Below are 23,734 nucleotides of genomic sequence, written 5' to 3'. Positions count from 1 at the left end.
GCCTTACCCGGCCTACATTTCGCTCCCGTAGGCCCGGTAAGCGCAGCGCCACCGGGCATTTGCACTATCCAAAAATTTCCTTCAGTACCGGCCCAATCTTTTCAAACACCTGCGGTGAAATAATATCCACGTGGGCGCAGTCCTGGCTGTACACCTCCAGCTCATCCACCCACGGCGCCCACGCGGCCTGCGGATCCAGGGTTCGCGTTCGCTCGGCGACAAACAGCGTCGCTTTACCGTCAAACCGCGCGCTGTGTGCCGTGGTGAGCAGCCGCACCGCGTCGGCGTAGTTGCCTTCGATAGCGTTAAACAGCTCGCTGGAGCCCTGCCCCTGCTGGGCGGCGATAAACGCCTCGCGCTCGCGCGCGATCTCCGCCAGCACCTCCGGGTCGAGGCCGTTGGCCTCTTTCTCCGACCAGTTCTGGGTTTCCGGCGGCCAGGTATCCAGCAGGCCGAGGAACGCCACCGCTTCACCCTGCTCGCGCAGACGCGCCGCAATACCCTGCGCCAGCGTGCCGCCGAGGGAATAACCGAACAGATAATACGGCCCCTGCGGCTGCTGCGCGCGCAGCGTTGCAAGGTGATGCTCGATCACCCCATCCAGATCCGCGCACTGCTGCATCGGGCCGTCCGGACGCGGCGACTGAATGCCGGTAATCGACCAGCGCGGGCTGAGGTAGCGCGCCAGCACGCTGAACTGCCAGGCAAAGCCGGACGCCGGATGGAAGCAGAACAGCGTCGGCCCGCTGCTTTCGCGCAGCGGCAGGAGGGTTTCATACCCCAGACGCTGCGCCTGCTCGTCGCTCAGTTGCGAGTCCAGCAGCGCGCTGAGCTTGCTCACCGTCGAGGCAACCATAATCTGCCCCGGCGTGACCCTGCGGGCGAAGGCCCGGCTGAGCTGTGCCGCCAGACGCATTGCCAGCAGCGAGTGTCCGCCGAGGGCAAAGAAGTCGGCTTCGATATTGTTCACCTCGCAGCCCAGCAGCGCGGCAAACGCCTGCGCCACGGCGACTTCGGTTTCCGTCCCCGGCGCGCGGCCGGAGGTTTTACTGGTCAGCTCCGGCAGCGGCAGCGCCTTGCGGTCGAGCTTGCCGTTGGCGCTGAGCGGCAGCGCGCTGATTTGCAGCAGCACCACCGGCACCATATGCGGCGGCAGCTGCGCTTTGAGCGATTCCAGCAGCGCGTCGCGGTCCAGCGGTAAGCCGGATTCAGAGACCACGTATCCCACCAGCTGGCGGGCATCGCCGCCTGTTGCCGCCGCCTGGTTGAACACGCAGGCATGCGCCACTGCCTGGGCCACGTCCGGCAGCGACAGCATCGCCCGGTCGATTTCGCCCAGCTCAATGCGCTGGCCGCGAATTTTCAGTTGGTCATCGCTGCGTCCCAGATACTCCACCGCGCCGTTGTCCAGCCACCGGGCTACGTCGCCGGTGCGATACATGCGCTCGCCGGGGGCAAACGGGTCGGCGATAAAGCGGCTGGCGGTGAGATCCGGACGGCCCAGATATCCCTGCGCCAGCTGGATGCCGGTGAGGTACAGATCCCCCGCCACGCCAAACGGCACCGGGCGCATCATCGCGTCAAGGATGCGCAGCCCCGTGTTCCACACCGGGAAGCCAATCGGCACGCTGTTGCCTTCCACCGCCGTCAGCTCCGGGCCAAACGCCGGATACCAGCTGACGTCCACCGCCGCTTCCGTTGGGCCATAGAGGTTGTGCAGCGGAGCACAGGTAAGCTGTTCCCACTCGCGGCACAGTTCGGTCGGCAGCGCTTCGCCGCTGCAGAACACCTGCTTAAGCGTTTTGCAGCACGCCACGTTTTCCGGCGTCAGCGAGGCGACAAAGGCCGCCAGCATCGACGGCACGAAGTGGGTGGTGGTCACGCCGTAGCGTGCGAAGAAGCTCTGCATCGCCTGCGGATCGCGGTGCGCGTCCGGCTCGGCCATCACCAGCTTCGCCCCGGCGATAAACGGCCACCAGAACTCCCACACCGACACGTCAAAGCTGCACGGCGTTTTCTGCGCCACCACGTCATGCGCCGCCAGTGGATAATGATCCTGCATCCACTTCAGGCGGTTAACGATGGCAGTATGCCCGACCATGACCCCTTTCGGACGTCCCGTCGAACCGGAGGTGAAGATAATGTACGCGGTCTGCTCCGGCTTCGCCAGCCGCAGCGGTTCCGCATTCGCAGCCGGTAACAGTGTGTTGTAACTAAACGCGGTTATGGGCAGATCGCTAAAGCGCGAACGCTGTTCGTCGGTGGTAATGAGCAACGAAGGTTTAGCATCTTCCAGCATCATCCGCAGACGGTCGTCAGGGTAGCCGGTGTCGAGCGGCAGCCACGCGGCACCGGCCTCGACGATGCCGTGCAGCGCTAAAGTCAGGAACACCGAGCGCGGGAGTGCCACCGCCACACTGTCGCCCGGCTTCACGCCGCGTTCGCGCAGCAGGTTTGCCAGCGCGACCACCTGCTCGCGCATCTGGCGATAGTTCAGCTCAATATGCGCGTCCGCCAGCGCGGGGGCATCCGGCGTTTTGCATGCCTGCTCCGCCACCAGATCCGCCAGCGTGGTGGACGGCAGCGCCAGCCCGGTATCGTTGATGCGAGCAAGCCTCTGATATTCCTGCTCTGAAACGGTTTCCACGTCGCCACAGCGCAGGGCCGGATTAGCGGCAAACTGCGTCAGCATCGCGTTCAGGCGCGCCGCGTGGCGCTTGAGCGTCGCTTCATCGTAACGCTGAGTGTTGGCGAGGATCTCAATGCTCAACCCGCCCTGTTCGTCCGGGAACAGCGCCAGCTCCAGATCGTTCACCGGGCCGGTTGCCAGCGTGTGGGTGATGGCCTTCACGCCGTCGATATCCAGCTGATAATCAAACACCTTAACGTTCAGCACCGGGCCAAATAGCGCTTCATCGCCTGCGGCACGCCCGCTGTCGCGCACGATCTGCTCGGCGTCATAGCGCTGATGGCGGCGCATTTTTTTCAGCTGGTTCGCCAGGCGCAGCGCCAGCATCGGCAGGCTTTCATGGGGGTCAATATTGACCGCCAGCGGCAGAACGTTGAGCACCGGCCCGGTCGCGGTCAGCGCGGCGGAGCCCATGCGGCGCATAAAGATAAACCCGGCGGCGTAGTCCAGCCGCCCCGTCAGGCGGCCCAGCCACAGCGCCACCAGCGCAAGGGCCAGATCGGTGCGCTGCGCCTGCCCTGCCGCCTGCGCAAGCTGGCTAAAGGCGCGACCGTCCAATGCAATTTTCAGGCGCAGGATATCGGTAGTGGCAGCGCGTCCCGGCAGCGGCGCGGAAGAGAGCGAGACCGGAGAAGGCAGCTGTTTGCGCTGTTCGGCCCAGAAAGCACCGTCGCGCTGATACGCCTCGCTGTCGCGATAGCGCTGATACTCTTCCACCACACCGGCAAACGGCGTAAACGGGGATTCAGGCGTGGGTTCGCCCTTTTTCCAGGCGGCGTAAATCGCAGTGATCTGGCGGGTAATGGCCGGGAAACTGAAGCCATCCACCACCAGATGATGATAGCGCTGATACCAGTACCAGTGGTTTTCACCGACCTGAATCAGCCGGTGAAGCGCCAGCGGCTGACCGCCGTCGACGCGCAGGTTTTGATTGAGATCGGATTCCATCAGCGCCACGGCGGCGTCGTGAGAATCAACGCGAACGATGGACGGCTCCGGCAGAATGACGGTGTCATCCACCCACTGCCACACCTCGCCGTTCTCTTCGGCAAAGCGCATCCGCAGGGTATCGGCCTGCATCATGCCTTCCGTAATCGCTTTTGCCAGCAATGGCGCATCGATAGCGCCTTTCAGCTCGGTGTAGTGCGCGACGCTCCAGGCGTTTGGCAGGGAGGAAAGTTGCTCCGCCATCCAGATCCCCGGCTGGGCGGCGACAAGAGGGAGACGGTTCATGCGCGCTCCCCCGCAAAACATGACGGCTCAAGCGTCTGCCAGTGTTCCGCCAGCCACTGCTGGCACGCCTCCTGAGATTGCGGTTCGCAGACCACGCGCCAGCCCGCGGGCAACTCGCACTGCTGCGGCCACAGGCTGTACTGCCCCCGGTCATTTTGCAAAATGGCGAACTGTCCCTGCGGATTATCGAAAGGATTGCTGAATTCCATACAGACTCCGTTAGTGAATAAGCGGCTGCCAGAGGGTCATCAGCCCCTGCGTCAGCCCACCGCGCCAGCAAAGCGCATCGTGTCCGCCGTCAACCTGACGCCAGAAAACCGGTTGCTGAGTGTGTAGTTCGGCGAGGATCGCCTGGTTTGCGCGGAAGATAAGCGGCTCGTTGCGCCCGGCCTCAAGGACGATGCGCAGCCCGCGAGCGGTTTTCTCGCCTGCTTTAAGCTGCCCGATCAGCAGCCCGTCCTGCTGCCCGCCGCGGTGTGGCCACCAGAACGAGCCGGACTGGCTCAGCACGCAGCCAAAGCGCTGCGGCCAGTTGAGGCCAGCGTATAACGAAGAGAGTCCGCCGAAGCTCTGGCCCGCCACCACGGTTCGGTCGGCGCGGTCGCTGAACGGGGCAATGCTTTTCACCTGCGGGAGGAGTTCTTCCTGCACCGCCAGCCAGAAATCAGGGTTGCACGGCAGCTCGCGGCTGCGGTGTTCGGTATCAATCACGTCGATCAGCACGTAAACCGCAGGTGGCAGTTTACCGTCGCGGGTGAGCGACGTCAGCGCAGGCCAGACGGGCATGCTTTCGGCCCAGAACTGGCCGTCGAGCAATACCGCCAGCGGGCGCTCGGGGCTGTCGTCCCCGGTGGTAAAAATCCAGACGCGTCGACGATTGCGCAGCCGCGCGCTGTTCCATTCGATGCAGACAGGCTTTTTATATGGCGTATCGGAAGGGTTCCAGCCAGGCTGCTCCGGGGCCTCCGGCATCTCCAGCGCCGAGACGGCATGACCGCGCCCGCCTCGCCAGCTCTGCGGATTCAGCGGGTCGGACACCGCGTGCGGCAGCAGCTTACGCCAGCCTTCGCGCAGCGCCATCCGGTCCGGCTGCTGGCCTTCAAACACTGCGCTGGCAAAATCGTTTTCATTCTCAGAAGGGATAAAACAGTAGCTGCCGCGCCACTCGGGGCTGAACTCGCCCTGCCACTGCCAGACGTCGGTATCCGGGATGCGTTCAAGAGACTGGGGGCGGGCATTCTGATGGTGATCGGTCACGCCGGTAATGTAGAGCCAGACGCGTTTAACTGCTGACGTTTTCTGCGTGCCTGCCGGATCCCGCCACCAGAAGGTGACGCGATAGCTCGCCTTCTGACGTTGCCGTTCCGGCCCATTTTTCGACTGCCACCACGCTTCACTTCCGGTTGTTAACGCCGTCACCCTTATAACCCCATGTTTCACAGTCTTTTTTGTTTCAGAGCAAATTTTATTGATAATATTATTGATAACTATTTGCATTTGCAATAGCGTAATGCCCGCGCTGTGGGAAGCGCGCTCATTAAATAACCATAAAAGCGGGACGTACAATGAATAAGAAGATTCACTCTCTGGCCTTGCTGGTCAATTTAGGGATTTATGGTGTCGCGCTGCCCGCCATGGCAGACGACAACACCGCCTCCGCGCAGCATGAAGACACCATGGTGATCACCGCCGCCGAGCAGAATTTGCAGGCGCCGGGCGTGTCGACCATCACCGCCGACGAAATCCGCAAAAATCCGCCCGCGCGCGATGTAGCAGAAATCATCCGCACCATGCCGGGCGTGAACCTGACCGGGAACTCCACCAGCGGCCAGCGCGGCAACAACCGTCAGATTGACATTCGCGGTATGGGCCCGGAAAACACGCTGATCCTGATTGACGGCAAGCCGGTGACCAGCCGTAACTCGATCCGTCTGGGCTGGCGCGGCGAGCGCGACACCCGCGGCGATACCGGCTGGGTGCCGCCAGAGATGATCGAACGTATTGAAGTGATCCGCGGTCCGGCAGCCGCGCGCTACGGCAACGGTGCGGCAGGCGGCGTGGTGAACATCATCACCAAAAAATTTGACGACCAGTGGCACGGCTCCTGGAACACCTACCTGAACGCACCTGAACACAAGGATGAAGGCTCTACCAGGCGCACCAACTTCAGCCTGAGCGGCCCGCTGGGCGGCGACTTCAGCTTCCGCATGTTTGGTAACCTGGATAAAACCCAGGCCGACGCGTGGGACATCAACCAGGGCCACCAGTCCGATCGTACCGGTGCCTACGCCAACACCCTGCCCGCAGGCCGTGAGGGTGTGGAAAACAAAGACATCAACGGCGTGGTGCGCTGGGACTTCGCGCCAATGCAGTCCCTGGAGTTTGAGGCGGGCTACAGCCGCCAGAACAACCTCTACGCGGGCGACACGCAGAACACCAACAACGACAACGCGCTGGTGAAGAAAAACTACGGCAAAGAGACGAACCGTATTTATCGTCAGAACTTCGCGGTGACCTGGAACGGCGGCTGGGATAACGGCATCACCACCAGCAACTGGGCGCAGTACGAACACACCCGCAACTCCCGCCTGGGCGAAGGGCTGGCGGGCGGTCTGGAAGGCCTGTTCAACAGCAATAAATTCACCGATACCGATCTGGCCGACGTGATGCTGCACAGTGAAATCAACCTGCCGATTGATTTCCTCGTCAACCAGAACCTGACGCTCGGCACCGAGTGGAACCAGCAGCGCATGAAGGACTCCACCTCCTTTACCCAGACTCAACAGGGCGGCACCATTCCGGGCATGAGCGACGACCGCAGCCCGTATACGTCAGCGGAGATCTTCTCCCTGTTCGCCGAGAACAACATGGAGCTGACCGACAGCACCATGCTGACCCCTGCCCTGCGCTTCGATCATCACACTATCGTGGGCAATAACTGGAGCCCGTCGCTCAACCTGTCGCAGGGTCTGGGGGATGACTTCACGCTGAAGATGGGGATCGCGCGTGCCTACAAAGCGCCGAGCCTGTATCAGACCAACCCGAACTATCTGCTGTACAGCAAAGGCCAGGGCTGCTACGCCAGTTCCGACGGCGTGGGCTGCTACATGATGGGTAACGACGACCTGAAAGCCGAAACCAGCATCAACAAAGAGATCGGTCTGGAGTGGAAACGCGACGGCTGGCTGGCGGGCGTGACCTGGTTCCGCAACGACTACCGCAACAAGATTGAGGCGGGCTACGCGCCGATCGGTCACACCTCGTCCGGTAAAGTGCAGACGGACATCTACCAGTGGGAAAACGTGCCGAAGGCGGTGGTGGAAGGGCTGGAAGGCTCCCTGAACGTGCCGGTCAGCGACACCATCAACTGGACCAACAACATCACCTGGATGCTGCAGAGCAAGAACAAGGAGACCGGCGACCGTCTGTCGATCATCCCGGAGTACACGCTGAACTCAACCCTGAGCTGGCAGGTGCATCAGGACGTATCGCTCCAGTCGACCTTCACCTGGTACGGCAAGCAGCAGCCGAAGAAGTACAACTACAAAGGTCAGCCGGTGACCGGGTCTGAGAAAGACGAAGTCAGCCCGTACAGCATCGTTGGCCTGAGCGCGACCTGGGACATGACCAAAAACGTCAGCCTGACCGGCGGCGTGGATAACGTCTTCGACAAGCGCCAGTGGCGCGCGGGTAATGCCCAGACCACAGGTAATACCACGACGGGCGCGTATATGTACGGTGCGGGTGCCTACACGTATAATGAACCGGGTCGCACCTGGTATATGAGCGTGAATACGCGTTTTTAAGGCACTGAAGTCAATCCTTCCCTCTCCCCTACGTGGAGAGGGTCAGGGTGAGGGGAAACCATGCACACAACCCACAGCACATTTTCTCTCGCCGGCCACACCCTTCATCGCGTCACCTTCGACCCCACTACCTTCACCGACGCCGATCTCCTCTGGCTCCCCCATCACGCGCAGCTCGCTGACGCCGGACGCAAACGCAAGGCCGACCACCTGGCAGGCCGCATCGCCGCCATGCATGCGCTAAACGAGCGCACCATTCCCGCCATCGGCCCCAGCGGGGAACCGCTCTGGCCGGAGGGCGTTTCCGGCAGCATCACCCACAGCGGCACGCAGGCGATGGCCGTCGTCACGCAACACCCAGCGCTTATCGGCATCGACTGCGAAGCGATCCTGCCTGAAAATGAAGCCAGAGAAATCAAAGACGGCATTCTTGATGAGCAGGAAGAGCGCGTGCTTTGCCGCGCGGGATACCCGTTCGCCCTCGCACTGACGCTGGCGTTCAGCGCCAAAGAGAGCCTGTTCAAGGCCCTCTTTCCGCAGGTGCAGACATATATGGGTTTTGACTGCGCCCGCGTCACCATGCTCGACGATAAGACGCTTACGCTGACGTTGGCCCGTCAACTGGCAGGCTTTCACGAAGGCACCGCCTTCACCCTGCACTGGCAGCAGCACGGCGAGCAGGCGATCACCCTGCTGTCACACGCTCCTGCCGACGAGCCTTCACGCTGGTGACCACAAACGTCACGATAAACACCGCCGCGAACAGCACCACAATGGTTGGCGCGGGCGCGCTGTCGAGATAAAACGAGACATAGACGCCGCTAACCGACACGAGGGCTGAAACGGCGACCGCCACCAGCAGGGCCGTATGGAAGCGTCGGGTGATCAGCACCGCCACCGCGCCGGGGGCAATCAGCAGCGAAATCGACAGAATAATCCCCACCACCTTCAGCGTCGCCACGATGGTCAGCGAAACCATGCACAGCAGGCCGTAGTGCAGCCAGCGGGTACGCAGCCCGCTCGCCTGCGCCTGCTGATAGTCAAAGCAGAACAGCAGAAAGTCCCGCCACTTCAGGCCAATCACCAGCGCGATCAGCCCCGCCACGATGCCGCTTTGCAGAATGTCCATGCCGTTTATGCCCAGCATATCGCCGAACAGAATGTGGTCGAGATGCACCTCGGGTTTGACGGCGATATAGAGGATCAGCCCGGCACCGAACATCCCAGAAAAGACGATCCCCATGACCGTATCCTGCTTGATGCGGCTGTTATCCTTCAGGTATCCGGTGGCGACCGCGCAGAACAAACCGGCCACGAACGCGCCCAGCGCCAGCGGCAGACCCATCATCCACGCCAGCACGACGCCGGGAAATACCGCATGACTCATGGCGTCGCCCATCAGCGCCCAGCCTTTGAGCACCAGAAAAACCGACAGCAGCGCGCAGGGTACCGCCACCAGGAGTGAAATCAGCAGCGCGTTGTTCATAAACGCAAACTGGAAGGGTTCAAGGAGCAGCGCCATCATGGGTGTGCCTCCCGCGCGCGACGGCGGCTGGCGAGCAGACCGTGCTTCGGCGCAAAGACGAACGCCAGCAGGAACAGCAGCGTCTGGGCGACTACGATAATGCCGCCGGTCGCGCCGTCCAGATAATAGCTGGCCCACGCGCCGAGGAAGCTGGTGATGCTGCCAATGGCGACGGCAATCATCAACAAGCGTGGGAAGCGGTCGGTCAGCAGCCACGCGGTTGCGCCGGGCGTGACCACCAGGCAGATCACCAGAAACGCGCCAACGGTTTGCAGCGCCGCCACGGTGGAGACCGCCAGCAATGTGAAGAAGAGAATTTTCAGGCGTTCCGGACGCAGGCCGATGGCGCGGGCGTGGTTCTCATCAAAAAAGGTCACCATCAGATCTTTCCACTTGAACAGCAGGATAACCATCGACACCACGCCGATAATCGCCAGCTGAACGATATCCTCCGGGGCGATAGCCAGAATATTGCCGAGCACGATAGTCTGAATGTTCACCGAGGTCGGGTTAAGCGAGACCATAAACAGCCCCAGCCCGAAAAAGGAGGAGAAGATCAGCCCGATGATGGCATCCTCCTTCAGGCGGCTGCGCTGGTTGAGAAACAGCATGCTGCCCGCCGCCAGCCCGCCCGACAGAAACGCCCCCAGAGAAAACGGCAGTCCGAGCATGTAGGCTCCCGCCACGCCGGGCACGATGGAGTGCGACAGCGCATCGCCGATCAACGACCAGCCTTTAAGCATCAAGTAGCAGGAGAGAAACGCGCACAGCCCGCCCACCATCGCCGAGACCCACATCGCGTTGAGCATATACTCGTAGCCGAAGGGTTCGAGAAGCGCGTTCATTTGGCCTCCTGACGGTGCGTGACGAAGGGGCGCTCGTCGTCGGTAATTATGCGGTCTTCCGAGCCGCTGAGCACCACGTGGCGCAGCACGCCGCTGAAGGCGCGCTCAAGGTTCTCGGCGGTAAAGGTGGTTTCCGTCGGGCCGCTCGCCAGCACGGTGCCTTTGACCATCACCGTGTAATCGCAAAACTCCGAGACCGAGCCTAAATTGTGCGTCGAGACCAGCATGGTTTTGCCTTCGTCGCGCAGCTCCCGCAGCAGGCTGATGATCCTGGCTTCGGTTTTGACGTCCACGCCGGTAAATGGCTCGTCGAGCAGGATCACCTCGCCCTGCTGGGCAATCGCCCGCGCCAGAAACACGCGCTTCTTCTGCCCGCCGGAGAGCTCGCCGATCTGCCGGTGGCGCAGCTCGAGCATATCCACTCGCTTCAGGGCGTCGCTCACGATTTGTCTGTCGCGATCTTTGGGCCGACGCAGAAACCCCATATGTCCGTAGCGGCCCATCATCACCACGTCTTCCACCAGCACCGGAAACGACCAGTCGACCTCTTCCGACTGCGGCACGTAGGCGACCAGGTTCTGACGCAGCGCCCGGCCAGGCGGCAGCCCCTGAATGGTGATGGTGCCGCTCGCCGCCCGCACGAAGCCCATCACCGCCTTAAACAGCGTGGACTTGCCGGAGCCGTTCACCCCCACCAGGGCGGCAATCGATCCGCCCGGCACGCTGAACGACGCGTCGCGCAGCGCCGTATGGCCGTTGCGGTAGGTCACGGTTACGTCAGTGACGACAATCCCCTTCTGCATAGTCACTCCTTTATGCCGTCACGGATGCCCTGCACCAGCGTGCGGGTGGTGACGTTCAGCAGATCGATATAGGTCGGCACCGGGCCATTTTCCGCGCTCAGGGAGTCAACGTACAGCACGCCACCGTAGTGGGTGTCGGTTTCCCGCGCCACCTGACGGGCGGGCTTATCCGAGACAGTGCTTTCGCTAAACACCGCCGGGATGCGATGTTTTTTCACCAGATCGATAACCTTGCGCACCTGCTGGGGCGTACCCTGCCGATCGGCGTTAATCGGCCACAGGTAAAGCTCTTTCATCCCCAGATCCCGCGCCAGATAGGAGAAAGCGCCTTCGCTGGTCACCATCCAGCGCTTGTCTTCCGGGATCGCCGCGACCTGCTTACGCAGCGGTTCGAGGGTGGCGACGATCTTCTGCTTGTAGGCTTCCGCGTTGCGCTGATAGGTCTGTGCATTCGCCGGATCGTACTTCACCAGCGCGTCACGGATGTTGTCGACGTAGATCAGGGCGTTGTCCGGCGACATCCACGCGTGCGGGTTGGGCTTGCCGTCGTACGGCCCCTCGCTGATGCCCATCGGCGTAATGCCTTTGGTGACAATCACTTCCGGTACGCCATTCAGGTGCTGATAAAAACGCTGGAACCACAGTTCCAGATTCATGCCGTTCGCCAGGATAAGCTGCGCCTTCTGCGCGCGTTTGATATCCCCCGGCGTGGGCTGGTATTCGTGGATTTCCGCACCCGGCTTAGTGATAGAGGTCACGTCTGCGGCGTCACCCGCCACGTTTTTCGCCATATCGGCGATGACGGTAAAGGTGGTGATAACCTGAAACTTTTCAGCCGCTAGCGCGCCGGTCGTGGTCGCAGTCATGAGCAGCGCGCCGAGCAACAGACGCTTCAATCCTTGCCGTGGGTGCATCGCAGAAGTCTCCTGAGGTGATTAAATTCAAAGCAAAATTAGCCCGTGCTATAAGGTATAGCACAGGCTATATTTAAATGAAAATAGTTATCATTAAAGTTGTGTCAATGAAGGGCGTGTCTGATGGCGCTTCGCTTATCAGACCTACGGAAAAGCAGTTTTGAAGGCCGGGTAAGCGCAGCGCCACCCGGCAAGAAAGATGGCTGGATTCTTAACGACAGGAGTTTGCCATCAGTTAAACATCCGGGAACATCACGCTATTCCCCGGCGCTTCCCTGTGCAGATGGATAAAGTTCAGGTGCCGCTCATACTGGTCCAGAATGTCCGTAATTACCTGCTCCTTGCTGTAATCCATCAAATCATTTCCCTGGCTGCCTTCAAGCAGGAAGGTTTCCAGCCGGTAGTAGGTCGACTTCCCGCTGCGCGCCCGGTAGGTAAAACCGGGAACCGAGTACTGCTGCGGCCAGATCTGATAGACAAAGTTCTGCTCGTCGCCCATATGCACCAACAGATCCAGGTGCCCCAGCGTTTCGCCCTCTTCCGGCGGCAGTTTTTTCAGCTCCACGTACGCGCCGCGCAGCTTCAGCTCCTGCGCCACTTCTTCCATTGCCGGGAAGCAGACGGTTTCCATCATCTGTTTGGTGTAACGCGTGCCCGGGTAGTTCATCAGGCGCGAGAGGCGTTTCTTCCAGCTCAGCCTGTCCTGCGCGCCCAGCGGACGCGGCGCGGTGTCGCGGCTGGCGCTGACGCGGCGGTAGTCTTCCACCTTGAGCGATTTATACAGCCCAGCCATCACGAAGAAGATCACGAAGCTGAACGGCAGTCCCATGATCACCGTGGTGTTCTGCAGCGCCGAGATGCCGTTGGTCATCAGCATCCCGAGCGTCAACAGGCCGATGGCGACGGACCAGAAGATGCGCAGCCAGTTCGGCGCGTCGCTGTTGATGTCCTTGAGCTTCGAGGTGAAGTTCCCCAGCACCAGCGCGCCGGAGTCCGCCGAGGTGACGTAGAACAGCAGGCCGGTAATGGTCGCCACGGAGGCGCTAAAGGTGAACGCCGGGTACTGCGCCAGCAGGCTGTAGAAGCCGCGCTCCGGGTGCGCCATCGCTTCCTGCGCGAAGGTTGCATTGCCGTGGATGATCTCGTGCAGCGCGCTGTTGCCGAAAATCGACAGCCACAGCAGGGTGAAGGTGAACGGGATAATCAGCGTGCCCATCACGAACTGGCGGATGGTGCGCCCGCGCGAAATGCGCGCCAGGAACAGGCCGACAAACGGCGACCACGCCACCCACCACGCCCAGAAGAACAGCGTCCAGTTGTTCATCCACTCCACCGGGCGGTCGAAGGCGAAGCTGTTCAGCGTCATGCCCATAAAGCGGTTCACGTAGTCGCCCACGTTGAGCACTAAGGCATTGAGCAGGAACGAGGTGTCACCCATAAACAGCACGAACAGGATCAGGCCCAGTGCCAGCGCCACGTTCAGCTCGGAGAGCACGCGGATGCCCTTATCCACGCCGGAGGTCACCGAAATGGTGGCGATAATCACCGACAGCGCAATCAGCGCCGCTTTGGCCGCCATCGAATCCGGGATGTCAAACAGCACGCTCAGCCCGTAGTTGAGCTGTACCACGCCAATCCCGAGCGTTGTCGCAATACCGAAGATGGTGCCGATCACCGCCGCAATGTCGACGCTGTGGCCAATCGGGCCGTTGATCTTTTTACCGAAGATCGGATACAGCGCGGAGCGGATGGTGAGGGGCAAATTATAACGATAGCTAAAGTATCCGAGCGCCATCCCCATCAGGGCGTACATCGACCAGCCCGTCAGGCCATAGTGGAACAGCGTCCAGACCATCGCCTGGCGCGCGGCCTCCATCGTCTGCCCTGCCCCTTCCGGCGGCTGCATATACTGCGTAACCGGTTCCGCCACGGAGAAGAACATCAGGTCGATGCCGATGCCCGCGGCAAACAGCATCGCGGCCCAGCTCAGCAGGCTGAACTCGGGTTTAGACTGCTCCGGCCCGAGCTTCACCGAACCAAAGCGCGAGCAGGCAATGCAGACCACGAAGACAATATAAAGCGTCGCCGCCAGCAGGTAGTACCAGCCGAAGGTCTTCGACACCCAGTTCAGGGTGCGCCCAATCCACTCGGCAGAAAAATCACGAAAGAAGATCGTCGTCAGGGAAAACAACAAAATCAGCCCGGCGGATGTATAAAAAACGACCGGGTTGATTTTGTCTTTTTCTCTGTCATGTGAAAGGTCTGTCATCCAGTATCCTCACTGTTTTTGTAACTATTAAAATCCAAATCCGCAACAATTAAGACACATTTTATATTGAACGTCCAATCAAAAACCGCTTTAATGTATTACCAACGCTGATGAATGGAGTGGCAAAAATGCCCAAAGTGGGGATGCAGCCGATCCGGCGCAGGCAGCTTATTGACGCCACGCTGGAAGCAATAAATGAAGTGGGCATGCATGACGCGACGATCGCGCAGATCGCCCGTCGGGCGGGCGTTTCCACGGGGATCATCAGTCACTACTTCAAAGACAAAAACGGTCTGCTGGAAGCGACCATGCGCGACATCACCGGCCAGCTACGCGATGCGGTATTAAGCCGTCTGCACGCCCTGCCGGACGGCAGCGCGGAGCAGCGTTTGCAGGCGATTGTCGGCGGCAACTTCGATGAAACCCAGGTAAGCGGCGCGGCGATGAAGGCCTGGCTGGCCTTCTGGGCAAGCAGCATGCACCAGCCGATGCTCTACCGCCTGCAGCAGGTAAGCAGCCGCCGATTGCTGTCGAACCTGGTCTACGAGTTTCGCCGCGAACTGCCGCGCGAGCAGGCCCAGGAGGCGGGCTACGGGCTGGCGGCGCTGATCGACGGGCTGTGGCTGCGCGCCGCGCTGAGCGGCAAGCCGCTGGATAAGACCCTGGCGCAGTCGCTCACCAGCCACTTTATCAGCCAGCATTTACCGACCGAATAACCGAGGAGAATTTATGTCCCGAATGGCAGAACAGCAGCTTTATATCAATGGTGGTTATACATCCGCCACCAGCGGTCGCACCTTCGAGACCATCAACCCGGCCAACGGTGAAGTTCTGGCGAGCGTACAGGCCGCCGGGCGTGAAGACGTCGACCGCGCCGTGGAAAGCGCAACACGCGGGCAAAAAATCTGGGCGGCGATGACCGCCATGGAGCGCTCGCGCATCCTGCGTCGCGCCGTCGATATCCTGCGCGAGCGCAACGACGAGCTGGCAACGCTGGAAACCCTCGACACCGGTAAAGCGTATTCCGAAACCTCAACCGTGGATATCGTCACCGGCGCGGACGTGCTGGAGTACTACGCGGGGCTGATCCCGGCGCTGGAAGGCAGCCAGATCCCGCTGCGCGAGACCTCATTCGTCTACACCCGTCGCGAGCCGCTGGGCGTGGTGGCGGGCATCGGCGCGTGGAACTACCCGATCCAGATCGCCCTGTGGAAATCCGCCCCGGCGCTGGCGGCGGGCAACGCGATGGTCTTCAAGCCGAGCGAGGTTACTCCGCTCACCGCCCTCAAGCTTGCCGAGATCTACACCGAGGCGGGCGTGCCGGACGGCGTGTTTAACGTCCTGCCGGGCGTGGGCGCGGAGACCGGCCAGTACCTGACCGAACATCCGGGCATCGCCAAAGTCTCGTTCACCGGCGGCGTCGCCAGCGGCAAAAAGGTGATGGCCAACTCGGCGTCCTCGTCCCTGAAAGAGGTGACGATGGAGTTGGGCGGCAAATCCCCGCTGATTATTTTTGACGATGCGGATCTGGATCTCGCGGCGGACATCGCCATGATGGCGAACTTCTTCAGCTCCGGCCAGGTGTGCACCAACGGCACCCGCGTGTTCGTCCCCGCGAAATTCAAGGCCGGGTTTGAGCAGAAAATCGTTGAGCGCGTGGGCCGCATCCGCGCGGGCGATCTGTTCGATGAAAACACCAACTTTGGCCCGATGGTCAGCTTCCCGCATCGCGACAGCGTGCTGCGCTACATCGCCAAAGGCAAAGAGGAAGGCGCGCGCGTGCTGTGCGGCGGCGACGTGCTGAAGGGTGAAGGCTTCGATAACGGCGCGTGGGTCGCCCCGACCGTGTTCACCGACTGCACCGACGAGATGACCATCGTGCGCGAAGAGATCTTCGGCCCGGTGATGTCCATCCTCACCTACGAATCCGATGAAGAAGCGATCCGCCGCGCCAACGATACCGACTACGGTCTGGCGGCGGGCATCGTCACCGCCGACCTGAACCGCGCGCATGGCGCGATTCATCAGCTCGAAGCGGGCATCTGCTGGATCAACACCTGGGGTGAATCCGCCGCGGAGATGCCGGTCGGCGGCTACAAGCACTCCGGCATTGGCCGCGAAAACGGCGTGATGACGCTGCAGAGCTATACCCAGGTGAAGTCCATCCAGGTTGAGATGGGTAAATTCCAGTCCATATTTTAACCGGGAGGTTTATTTGCACTTTGACTACATCATTATCGGGGCCGGCTCTGCCGGCAACGTACTGGCTACACGACTGACTGAAGATCCGAACACCACCGTCCTGCTGCTTGAGGCGGGCGGGCCGGATTACCGCTTTGACTTCCGCACCCAGATGCCCGCCGCGCTGGCGTTTCCGCTGCAGGGCAAGCGCTACAACTGGGCGTATGAAACCGAGCCAGAGCCGCACATGAACAACCGCCGTATGGAGTGCGGACGCGGTAAAGGGCTGGGCGGCTCGTCGCTGATCAACGGCATGTGCTACGTGCGCGGCAACGCGATGGATCTGGACAACTGGGCGAAAGAACCGGGTCTGGAGCACTGGAGCTACCTCAACTGCCTGCCCTACTACCGCAAGGCTGAGACGCGCGACGTGGGGCCAAACGACTACCACGGCGGCGACGGTCCGGTGAGCGTCACCACCTCCAAACCGGGCGTTAACCCGCTGTTTGAAGCGATGGTGGAAGCGGGCGTGCAGGCGGGCTACCCGCGCACCGAGGATCTCAACGGCTACCAGCAGGAAGGTTTCGGCCCGATGGACCGCACGGTCACGCCGCAGGGCCGACGCGCCAGCACCGCGCGCGGCTATCTGGACCAGGCGAAACCGCGCCCGAACCTGACCATCCGCACCCACGCCATGACCGATCGCATTATCTTTAACGGCAAGCGCGCGGCGGGCGTCGAGTGGCTGGAGGGCGAAAGCACCATTCCGTCCAAAGCGACGGCGAACAAAGAGGTGCTGCTGTGCGCCGGGGCCATTGCCTCTCCGCAGATCCTCCAGCGCTCCGGCGTGGGTAGCGCGGAACTGCTGAAGCAGTTTGATATTCCGCTGGTGCACAACCTGCCCGGCGTGGGGGAAAACCTGCAGGATCACCTGGAGATGTACCTCCAGTATGAATGTAAGGAGCCGGTTTCCCTCTACCCTGCCCTGCAGTGGTGGAACCAGCCGAAGATTGGCGCTGAGTGGCTATTTGGCGGCACCGGCGTGGGCGCGAGCAACCATTTCGAAGCGGGCGGGTTTATCCGCAGCCGCGAAGAGTTCGAGTGGCCGAACATTCAGTACCATTTCCTGCCGGTGGCGATTAACTATAACGGCTCCAACGCGGTTAAAGAGCACGGCTTCCAGTGCCACGTGGGCTCCATGCGCTCCCCGAGCCGCGGGCACGTGCGTATCAAATCACGCGATCCGCACCAGCATCCGGCGATCCTGTTCAACTATATGTCCCACGAGCAGGACTGGCAGGAGTTCCGCGACGCGATCCGCATCACCCGCGAGATCATGCACCAGCCGGCGCTGGACAAGTACCGTGGCCGGGAAATCAGCCCGGGCGTCGAATGCCAGACCGACGAGCAACTGGACGAGTTCGTGCGTAACCACGCCGAAACCGCGTTCCACCCGTGCGGCACCTGCAAGATGGGCTACGACGAGATGGCGGTGGTCGACGGTGAAGGCCGCGTTCACGGGCTGGAAGGGTTGCGCGTGGTGGATGCGTCGATCATGCCGCAGATTATTACCGGCAACCTGAACGCTACCACCATTATGATCGGTGAGAAAATTGCCGATGCCATTCGCGGCAGCGAGCCGCTGGCGAAGAGCACGGCGGCGTATTATGTGGCGAACGGGGCGCCGGTTCGCCGCTGAGTGCGAACGGCTCCCCTCACCCTAACCCTCTCCTCTTTGGGGAGAGGGCTGGGGTTAGGGGAAAGCTTTTAACCTCGAAATTCCTCAAGCTTTTTAATCTGCCGCCCTTCCCCGTCGAAATTCTCCGCCGCCAGCCAGGCGCGCAGCTCCGCATCCCTTTGCGGCCATTCGCCGTCAATAATCGAGAGCATATCGCTGTCGCGGGTGCGCCCTTTACGCACCAGCTTCTGGCGCATTCGCCCTTCCCAGACAAAGCCCAGCCGCTCGGCCGCGTTGCGAGAAGCGGTGTTCATCGAATCGCACTTCCACTCCAGCCGCCGGTAGCCGTGTTCAAACGCATTTTTCAGCAACAGCCACACCGTTTCGGTGCCCATCCGGGTACCTTTCATCTTCCGCGACCAGGTCACGTGGCCGATCTCCACCGATCCCAGCAGCCGCTCGTTAGCCATATAGCTCACCAGCCCCACCGCTTTTTCAGTGCGTAAATCGATCACCGCATAAGGGACCAGATCGTCATCCATCACCTTGCCGAGCACCCAGTGCGCGGTGGCTTCCACGCTTTCAGGCTGCGTGCTGGCAAGCCACGTCCAGTCGCTGTCGTCGCCCAACGCGTAGGCTTCATAGAGATCGGCCGCGTGGCGATCGGCATCCAGCGGCTCCAGACGGCAGTACTGGCCGAACAGCGGCGTGCGGGTTAACGCCCGCGCGCCTTTCCAGCCTGGAACGATATCGTTAACGGTTTGACCATGTTGATTGATTTCGGGCACGGCGATGACTCCCTGAAAGGTAAGGAGTTTGTTATAGCAGGTTAAAAAGCGGGCGAAAAGAGAGGATTTACAGGCCGGGTAACGTGGAACCGCCACCCGGCATAGAATTACTTCAGCAGCTTGACCGTCGCGTCGATGTCGATTTCATCTTCGGTAAAGATCATCGTCGTGTTCTGGAAGGTAGTGATCGCCAGCTTCTTCACCGTACGCATTTCGCCCGGCTTCTTGTCGGATTTTGGTTTGATGCTGTTCATCAGCAGCCCCACCGACAGCACCGCGTTCTCTTTGTCGATTTTGGTATCAACGGGCTCTTCTTCGCTGAATACCACGAAGGATTTGATCGAGGTGAGCTTCACGCGCTCGCCCGCAATATAGAGGTGCTTACTTTCGGGGATCACCTTCACCGCATAGGCGGAGAGGCCTTTAGTATTGGTGGTTGGCTCGAAGGTCACCGCAGCGTCTTTCTTAATCAGATCGGGGTTCGCGACCTTAATCACATGAAAATAGCGGTTGTCGCCGTTTTCATCTTTGATAAATCCAAAGCCTTTATCTTTAAACCACGTTGTGATTGTACCGTTCATCGCTGTTACCGCCTGTCAGATCGTAATGACTAAAGTTTTGCAGCGCGCAGTGTAATGCACAATGGCGGAGGAGACAAAAAAAAGCCCCTGCACGGAGGCAGGGGAAAACTCATGTCAGAGCTTTTTAGTATTGTGTATTTAGTTGAACACCATCCCACCATCAATTAAGAGCGACTGGCCGGTCATGTAGTCGGAATCCGGCCCGGCGAGGTATGAGACGCAGGCGGCGACATCTTCCGGCTCGGACAAACGGCCAAGCGTAATGCGTTTGGCAAAGGTTTCTGTCCCGTAGCCGAGCGGTTTACCCGCCGCCTCGGAGACCTGGCGGTCGATTTCCGCCCACATCGGCGTTTTGACGATGCCCGGGCAGTAGGCGTTAACGGTGATCCCCAGCGGCGCAAGGTCCCGTGCGGCCGTCTGGGTTAAGCCGCGTACCGCGAACTTGCTGGAACTGTAGACCGCCAGCTCAGGGTTGCCGGTGTGGCCCGCCTGGGAGCAGGCGTTGATGATTTTGCCGCCGTGCCCCTCTTTGCGAAACGCGTCGATGGCAGCCTGAATGCCCCAAATCACTCCTTTCACGTTGATGTTGTAGACCTTGTCGACAATCTCCGGCGTGATGGATTCGATGGGCGTAGACGGCGCAATCCCGGCGTTATTGACGATAACGTTGAAGCCACCCAGCGCGGTACGGGCTTTCTCCACCGCGGCAAATACCTGCTCGCGGTCAGAAACATCGACCTTCACGGCGACGGCGTTGCCGCCGTTTCGGATGATCTCATCGGCGACGGCCCTTGCCGTCTCATCGTTATAGTCGGCGATGGCGACGGCAAAGCCATCTTTCACCAGACGAAGCGCAATCGCTTTACCAATCCCCTGGCCTGAGCCTGTTACGAGAGCCACTTTTTGCATTTCTCTGTCCTTATATTGATTCATAAAATCTGGCTGAGATGGAGCTGGCCCATCAGCAGCGGGTTATCGCTGTAGTCGACGGGAATGGCCACCACGGCCGGGCCATCGACATCCATCGCCGCACGCAGCGTGGGTTCCAGCGCCTCGGCGCTCTCCACGGCGAAGCCTTTCGCGCCGAACGCGTCGGCATAGACTTTGAAATCGACCGGGCCGAACTCCACGCCGGAAAGACGCTGGTATTTTTTCTCTTCCTGAATCGCCACCATGTTGTAGGCGTTATCCACCCAGATGATGTGCAGCACGTTGGCGTTGAGGCGCACGGCGGTTTCCAGCTCCATGCTCGACTGCAAAAAGCCGCCGTCACCGGAGACCGACACCACCTTGCGCCCCGGGTTGACCAGCCACGCGCCAATCGCCCACGGCAGCGCGACGCCCATGGTCTGCTGACCGTTGGAGATCATCACCTGACGCGCGCGGAAGCTGTAGAGGTAGCGGGCGATCCAGATGTGGAAGCTGCCCATATCGACGGTGAGCGTCACGTCGCTGTTCACGATGTCCTGCATGGCACGCACGATGCGCAGCGGGTGCAGGGCAAACTGGTTGAGCGAGGCGCCGCGACGGTCGAGGAGATCGCGCTGATGCTGGCGATCGACCAGAATTTCTGACGCACGCTGGCTCAGCTCCAGCTTGTGCTCAATCCGGTTAGCGAGCAGGTTCAGCGTTTCAGCGATGTCCCCCACCAGTTCAAGATCGGGAACATACTTGCGCTCCTCGTAGGCGGGCAGCACATCAATGTGCACCAGCGTCGCGTCGCCGCTGTTCCACATGGACGGCTCGTATTCCACCGGGCTGTAGCCGATGCAGATAATCAGATCCGCCAGATGCAGCAGCCGGTCGCCCGCCTGGTTGTTGAACAGGCCGACGCGTCCGGCAAAGCGGGTGAAGTGCTCCTGGTTCACCGCCCCGGCGGCCTGGTAGGTGCTGGTAACCGGAATGCGGCTTTTCTCCAGCAGCTTGCGCAGCGCGGCGCTGTTCGCGGGCTGGCTGGCCATCAGGCCGAGTAAGATGACCGGGTTTTTGGCCTTCTCGATAAGCTTCGCCACGTCGTTAATGGCGGATTCCGGTGCCGGCCCCATCAGCGCGGGACCGCTGGCGGGCAAAACCGCCCCCGTGGTGGGCTGGTCGACAATATCCTGCGGCAGGCTAACGAACGCGCCCCCCGGCCTACCGTGCTCGGCAGCGCGAAACGCGTTAGACACCACCTCGGCAATCGCGTCCGGGGAGTTCACTTCCACGGCGTATTTCGTCACCGGGCTGAACATCGCGACGGTATCCATGCTCTGATGCACCAGCTTGGCTTTATCCGCCCGCTTCACCGCCCCGCCCAGCGCTACCACCGGGTCGCCTTCGCTGTTGGCGGTGGCGATGCCGGTGATCAGGTTCGAACAGCCCGGCCCGGAGGTGACCAGCGCCACCCCGGCTTTGCCGGTCAACCGCCCAACTGCCGCCGCCATAAACGCGGCGTTGGCCTCGTGTCGCACCGGAATGATCTCGATGGAGGAGTCCAGCAGGGAGTCAAACACCTTGTCGATTTTCGCCCCCGGTATGCCGAACACCTGCTTCACGCCCTGCGCTTCCAGCTGGCCGACAACCATATCGGCGCCGTGCGCCCACTGACGTGACTGTTTCTCACTGTTCACGGTAGTACTCCTGTTAATTTTCGACGGCGCGGATAGCCGCATCAAGGTTGCTGGGGTGCAGGTTGGCCTGTAAAAATGCGCTGTCGGCGGGCAGGTCAATCATCAGCTTGTGAATTTCGCCGAAGGTGAGCACGCCGCTCTCCAGCTGGTAGTCGAGCAGATGTCCCCCGCCCTGGCGATCGTCGGTGATGAAATGCTCGTGATAGCCCGCCACGTTGATGCCCTGCATATGCTGCGGCGTGCGGAACCCGACCAGCACCCCTTCGCGCTGGTTAAAGCGGAACACCGGCTGGTCGTCCAGCACGTCGGTCATCGCCCGGTACGGCGGCGTCTGGCGCGGCACCGTGCGGGTGTGGGCGTGGCGGAAGTTGCCGTCGATGCGCAGCGCGCAGAACAGGTTATCGGAGGGGATCTGCTGGTCGATGACGTCGTGGATCTGCTGGCGGCTGACCGGCCCGTCGAAGGTTTTGCGGTACTGGGGCTGGAACCAGGTCATCACCGCGAACGGCGTTTTCTGCTCCGGCTTCGCAGCCCGGGCGCTGCCGTCGGCGCGCAGCTGGTATACCTGGCTGCTGAAGGCAATCATTTCGCCGTCCAGCTCGTTAAAGGTGCCGAGGCCAAAATCACCGTGTGCCAGCAGGTCGGCGATGGTGGTCTCCCCTTCGTAGACGCCGCTTAGCAGGGCGCTCATTAGCGATGTCTGATAGATCACGCTGTCAGGATGCTGAGCCGAGAACCCGCGCAGGGTCTCGCACAAGCTCGCCTCACAGTCGCAGGCAGATGAATGCATCATCATGCTGGTCCTCTTCAACTTTATTTAGAAAGGTTAAATAAATGTTGACCCGATTCAGCAGAGAGTTCCAATATAGAAACCATGCTGGTTTGAGACGTTTTAGATATGGAACTTCGTTATCTGCGGTATTTTGTCGCCGTTGCACGCGAGCGACACTTCACCAAAGCGGCCAAAGCGCTGGGTATTTCACAGCCTCCTCTGAGTCAGCAGATCAAACGGCTCGAAGAGGAAGTGGGTACGCCGCTGTTCAGGCGCCTGACGCGTGGCGTGGAGCTGACCGAGGCGGGAGAGGCCTTCTATGAGGACGCCTGTAAGATCCTGGCGCTGAGCGACGCCGCGCTGGAGAAAGCCCGGGGCATCGCGCGCGGGCTGAACGGCAGCCTGTCGATTGGGATCACCAGCTCTGACGCTTTTCATCCCAAAATTTTTGCGCTGATTCGCCAGTTTCAGGTGCAGAACATGGCGGTGCAGGTTCACCAGGTGGAAGCCAATATGTCGTCGCTGACGACGATGCTGGCGGAGGGTGAGCTGGATATCGCCTTTGTGCGCCTGCCGTGCGAGAGCAGTAAGGTGTTCGAATTAAAAATCCTCGACCGGGAGCCGATGGTGGTGGCGCTGCATCGCGACCATCCGCTGGCGGCGTGCGGTTCGCTGGCATTAGAGCAGCTTCGGGATACGCCGGTGGTGCTGTTCCCGCAGGAAGTCGCGCCGGGTCTGTATGACCGGGTTTACGGCTGCTGCGAGCGGGCCGGAATAAACGTGCAGCGCGCGCTGCAATCGTCGCAGCTTTCCTCCTCCCTGAGCATGGTCTCCGCGGGCGGCGGATTTGCGCTGGTACCGAAATCCATGGCGGCCATTTCACCGCCGAATGTGACCTATCATGCGCTGAGCTCACCGGAGCTCTACACCGATATCGCGCTCTGCTGGCGGCGGTTTGAACGCTCGCGGACGGTGAAGCGGTTTTTGGGGATGATGAGCGAGGGGTAGCTACGGTGCGGCAGTGCCCGGCGGCGCTGCGCT

The 23,734-nt window shown here is 61.0% G+C and carries 19 protein-coding genes; 6 read left to right on the top strand and 13 right to left on the bottom strand.

Annotated features, from left to right (window positions below; translation table 11 throughout):
* Positions 1–64 precede the first annotated feature (64 nt).
* From entF to fes, 3 genes are read right to left on the bottom strand one after another with little or no spacing between them, the layout of a single operon-like run.
* Positions 65–3,922, bottom strand: a complete 3,858-nt coding sequence (entF, locus tag MX657_RS06170; protein WP_346807706.1) for an enterobactin non-ribosomal peptide synthetase EntF — start codon at positions 3,920–3,922, stop codon at positions 65–67.
* Positions 3,919–4,131 carry an MbtH family protein gene (locus tag MX657_RS06165; protein WP_080327946.1) on the bottom strand — a complete coding sequence of 71 codons (213 nt, stop codon included), beginning with the start codon at positions 4,129–4,131 and terminating at the stop codon, positions 3,919–3,921. Before MX657_RS06165 ends, entF begins: the two co-directional genes overlap by 4 nt.
* A gap of 10 nt (positions 4,132–4,141) precedes the next feature.
* On the bottom strand, positions 4,142–5,341 hold the full coding sequence (gene fes / locus MX657_RS06160) for an enterochelin esterase (protein WP_346807704.1): 1,200 nt from the start codon (positions 5,339–5,341) through the stop codon (positions 4,142–4,144).
* Positions 5,342–5,487: 146 nt separating this feature from the next.
* On the opposite strand from fes, the gene MX657_RS06155 reads away from it, so the two are divergent.
* Positions 5,488–7,728, top strand: coding sequence for a TonB-dependent siderophore receptor (locus MX657_RS06155; RefSeq protein WP_265194294.1), 2,241 nt, complete (start codon positions 5,488–5,490; stop codon positions 7,726–7,728).
* Positions 7,729–7,788: 60 nt separating this feature from the next.
* Positions 7,789–8,460, top strand: coding sequence for an enterobactin synthase subunit EntD (gene entD, locus MX657_RS06150; protein ID WP_346807703.1), 672 nt, complete (start codon positions 7,789–7,791; stop codon positions 8,458–8,460).
* On the opposite strand, the gene MX657_RS06145 is transcribed toward entD, so the two are convergent.
* The 5 genes from MX657_RS06145 to betT form a co-directional block, all read right to left on the bottom strand.
* Positions 8,414–9,253: a metal ABC transporter permease gene (locus tag MX657_RS06145; protein WP_346807702.1), complete on the bottom strand. Its 840-nt coding sequence runs from the start codon at positions 9,251–9,253 to the stop codon at positions 8,414–8,416. The genes entD and MX657_RS06145 overlap by 47 nt on opposite strands.
* Complete coding sequence (gene sitC / locus MX657_RS06140; protein WP_047355404.1) at positions 9,250–10,098, bottom strand: iron/manganese ABC transporter permease subunit SitC; 849 nt, start codon at positions 10,096–10,098, stop codon at positions 9,250–9,252. The genes MX657_RS06145 and sitC overlap by 4 nt, the downstream gene beginning before the upstream one ends.
* On the bottom strand, positions 10,095–10,901 hold the full coding sequence (locus MX657_RS06135) for a manganese/iron ABC transporter ATP-binding protein (protein ID WP_080327952.1): 807 nt from the start codon (positions 10,899–10,901) through the stop codon (positions 10,095–10,097). Before MX657_RS06135 ends, sitC begins: the two co-directional genes overlap by 4 nt.
* 2 nt (positions 10,902–10,903) lie before the next feature.
* Positions 10,904–11,815 (bottom strand): metal ABC transporter substrate-binding protein, encoded by a 912-nt coding sequence (locus MX657_RS06130; RefSeq protein ID WP_346807700.1) that lies wholly within the window; start codon positions 11,813–11,815, stop codon positions 10,904–10,906.
* Positions 11,816–12,050: 235 nt separating this feature from the next.
* A complete protein-coding gene (gene betT, locus MX657_RS06125; RefSeq protein WP_119915155.1) occupies positions 12,051–14,084 on the bottom strand; it encodes a choline BCCT transporter BetT in 2,034 nt (677 codons plus the stop codon).
* Between the two features lie 128 nt (positions 14,085–14,212).
* Between betT and betI the strand changes: the two genes are divergently transcribed.
* From betI to betA, 3 genes are read left to right on the top strand one after another with little or no spacing between them, the layout of a single operon-like run.
* Positions 14,213–14,800 carry a transcriptional regulator BetI gene (betI, locus tag MX657_RS06120; protein ID WP_119915156.1) on the top strand — a complete coding sequence of 196 codons (588 nt, stop codon included), beginning with the start codon at positions 14,213–14,215 and terminating at the stop codon, positions 14,798–14,800.
* 13 nt (positions 14,801–14,813) lie between these two features.
* Positions 14,814–16,286 (top strand): betaine-aldehyde dehydrogenase, encoded by a 1,473-nt coding sequence (gene betB, locus MX657_RS06115; RefSeq protein ID WP_119915157.1) that lies wholly within the window; start codon positions 14,814–14,816, stop codon positions 16,284–16,286.
* Positions 16,287–16,299: 13 nt separating this feature from the next.
* Positions 16,300–17,964, top strand: coding sequence for a choline dehydrogenase (gene betA, locus MX657_RS06110; RefSeq protein WP_119915158.1), 1,665 nt, complete (start codon positions 16,300–16,302; stop codon positions 17,962–17,964).
* Positions 17,965–18,032: 68 nt separating this feature from the next.
* On the opposite strand, the gene MX657_RS06105 is transcribed toward betA, so the two are convergent.
* The 5 genes from MX657_RS06105 to budA all read right to left on the bottom strand — a co-directional run bounded on the left by MX657_RS06105 (position 18,033) and on the right by budA (position 22,714).
* Complete coding sequence (locus MX657_RS06105) at positions 18,033–18,731, bottom strand: GNAT family N-acetyltransferase (protein WP_119915159.1); 699 nt, start codon at positions 18,729–18,731, stop codon at positions 18,033–18,035.
* Positions 18,732–18,838: 107 nt separating this feature from the next.
* The gene (locus tag MX657_RS06100; protein WP_119915160.1) at positions 18,839–19,312 is read right to left on the bottom strand and encodes a cold-shock protein; all 474 of its coding nucleotides are present in this window, start codon (positions 19,310–19,312) and stop codon (positions 18,839–18,841) included.
* 138 nt (positions 19,313–19,450) lie between these two features.
* Positions 19,451–20,221 carry a (S)-acetoin forming diacetyl reductase gene (locus MX657_RS06095; protein ID WP_080327965.1) on the bottom strand — a complete coding sequence of 257 codons (771 nt, stop codon included), beginning with the start codon at positions 20,219–20,221 and terminating at the stop codon, positions 19,451–19,453.
* Positions 20,222–20,241: 20 nt separating this feature from the next.
* The gene (gene alsS, locus MX657_RS06090) at positions 20,242–21,876 is read right to left on the bottom strand and encodes an acetolactate synthase AlsS (RefSeq protein WP_346808530.1); all 1,635 of its coding nucleotides are present in this window, start codon (positions 21,874–21,876) and stop codon (positions 20,242–20,244) included.
* Positions 21,877–21,934: 58 nt separating this feature from the next.
* The gene (gene budA, locus MX657_RS06085) at positions 21,935–22,714 is read right to left on the bottom strand and encodes an acetolactate decarboxylase (protein WP_028012263.1); all 780 of its coding nucleotides are present in this window, start codon (positions 22,712–22,714) and stop codon (positions 21,935–21,937) included.
* A 105-nt stretch (positions 22,715–22,819) separates the two neighbouring features.
* Between budA and MX657_RS06080 the strand changes: the two genes are divergently transcribed.
* The gene (locus MX657_RS06080) at positions 22,820–23,701 is read left to right on the top strand and encodes a LysR family transcriptional regulator (RefSeq protein ID WP_217480115.1); all 882 of its coding nucleotides are present in this window, start codon (positions 22,820–22,822) and stop codon (positions 23,699–23,701) included.
* Positions 23,702–23,734 lie beyond the last annotated feature (33 nt).

It is taken from the genome of Enterobacter chuandaensis, from assembly GCF_039718975.1.
Taxonomy (GTDB): Bacteria; Pseudomonadota; Gammaproteobacteria; order Enterobacterales; family Enterobacteriaceae; genus Enterobacter; species Enterobacter chuandaensis.
This window is presented reverse-complemented; position numbering and strand designations above follow the sequence as displayed.

Coding starts and splice junctions, on each gene's coding strand:
- alsS (WP_346808530.1), bottom strand. CDS start 21,876: ATGGTTGTCGGCCAGCTGGAAGCGCAGGGCGTGAAGCAGGTGTTCGGC.
- MX657_RS06145 (WP_346807702.1), bottom strand. CDS start 9,253: ATGATGGCGCTGCTCCTTGAACCCTTCCAGTTTGCGTTTATGAACAAC.
- MX657_RS06080 (WP_217480115.1), top strand. CDS start 22,820: ATGGAACTTCGTTATCTGCGGTATTTTGTCGCCGTTGCACGCGAGCGA.
- betI (WP_119915156.1), top strand. CDS start 14,213: ATGCCCAAAGTGGGGATGCAGCCGATCCGGCGCAGGCAGCTTATTGAC.
- MX657_RS06135 (WP_080327952.1), bottom strand. CDS start 10,901: ATGCAGAAGGGGATTGTCGTCACTGACGTAACCGTGACCTACCGCAAC.
- entD (WP_346807703.1), top strand. CDS start 7,789: ATGCACACAACCCACAGCACATTTTCTCTCGCCGGCCACACCCTTCAT.
- sitC (WP_047355404.1), bottom strand. CDS start 10,098: ATGAACGCGCTTCTCGAACCCTTCGGCTACGAGTATATGCTCAACGCG.
- MX657_RS06165 (WP_080327946.1), bottom strand. CDS start 4,131: ATGGAATTCAGCAATCCTTTCGATAATCCGCAGGGACAGTTCGCCATT.
- entF (WP_346807706.1), bottom strand. CDS start 3,922: ATGAACCGTCTCCCTCTTGTCGCCGCCCAGCCGGGGATCTGGATGGCG.
- MX657_RS06100 (WP_119915160.1), bottom strand. CDS start 19,312: ATGAACGGTACAATCACAACGTGGTTTAAAGATAAAGGCTTTGGATTT.
- betB (WP_119915157.1), top strand. CDS start 14,814: ATGTCCCGAATGGCAGAACAGCAGCTTTATATCAATGGTGGTTATACA.
- MX657_RS06155 (WP_265194294.1), top strand. CDS start 5,488: ATGAATAAGAAGATTCACTCTCTGGCCTTGCTGGTCAATTTAGGGATT.
- budA (WP_028012263.1), bottom strand. CDS start 22,714: ATGATGCATTCATCTGCCTGCGACTGTGAGGCGAGCTTGTGCGAGACC.
- MX657_RS06130 (WP_346807700.1), bottom strand. CDS start 11,815: ATGCACCCACGGCAAGGATTGAAGCGTCTGTTGCTCGGCGCGCTGCTC.
- betT (WP_119915155.1), bottom strand. CDS start 14,084: ATGACAGACCTTTCACATGACAGAGAAAAAGACAAAATCAACCCGGTC.
- MX657_RS06095 (WP_080327965.1), bottom strand. CDS start 20,221: ATGCAAAAAGTGGCTCTCGTAACAGGCTCAGGCCAGGGGATTGGTAAA.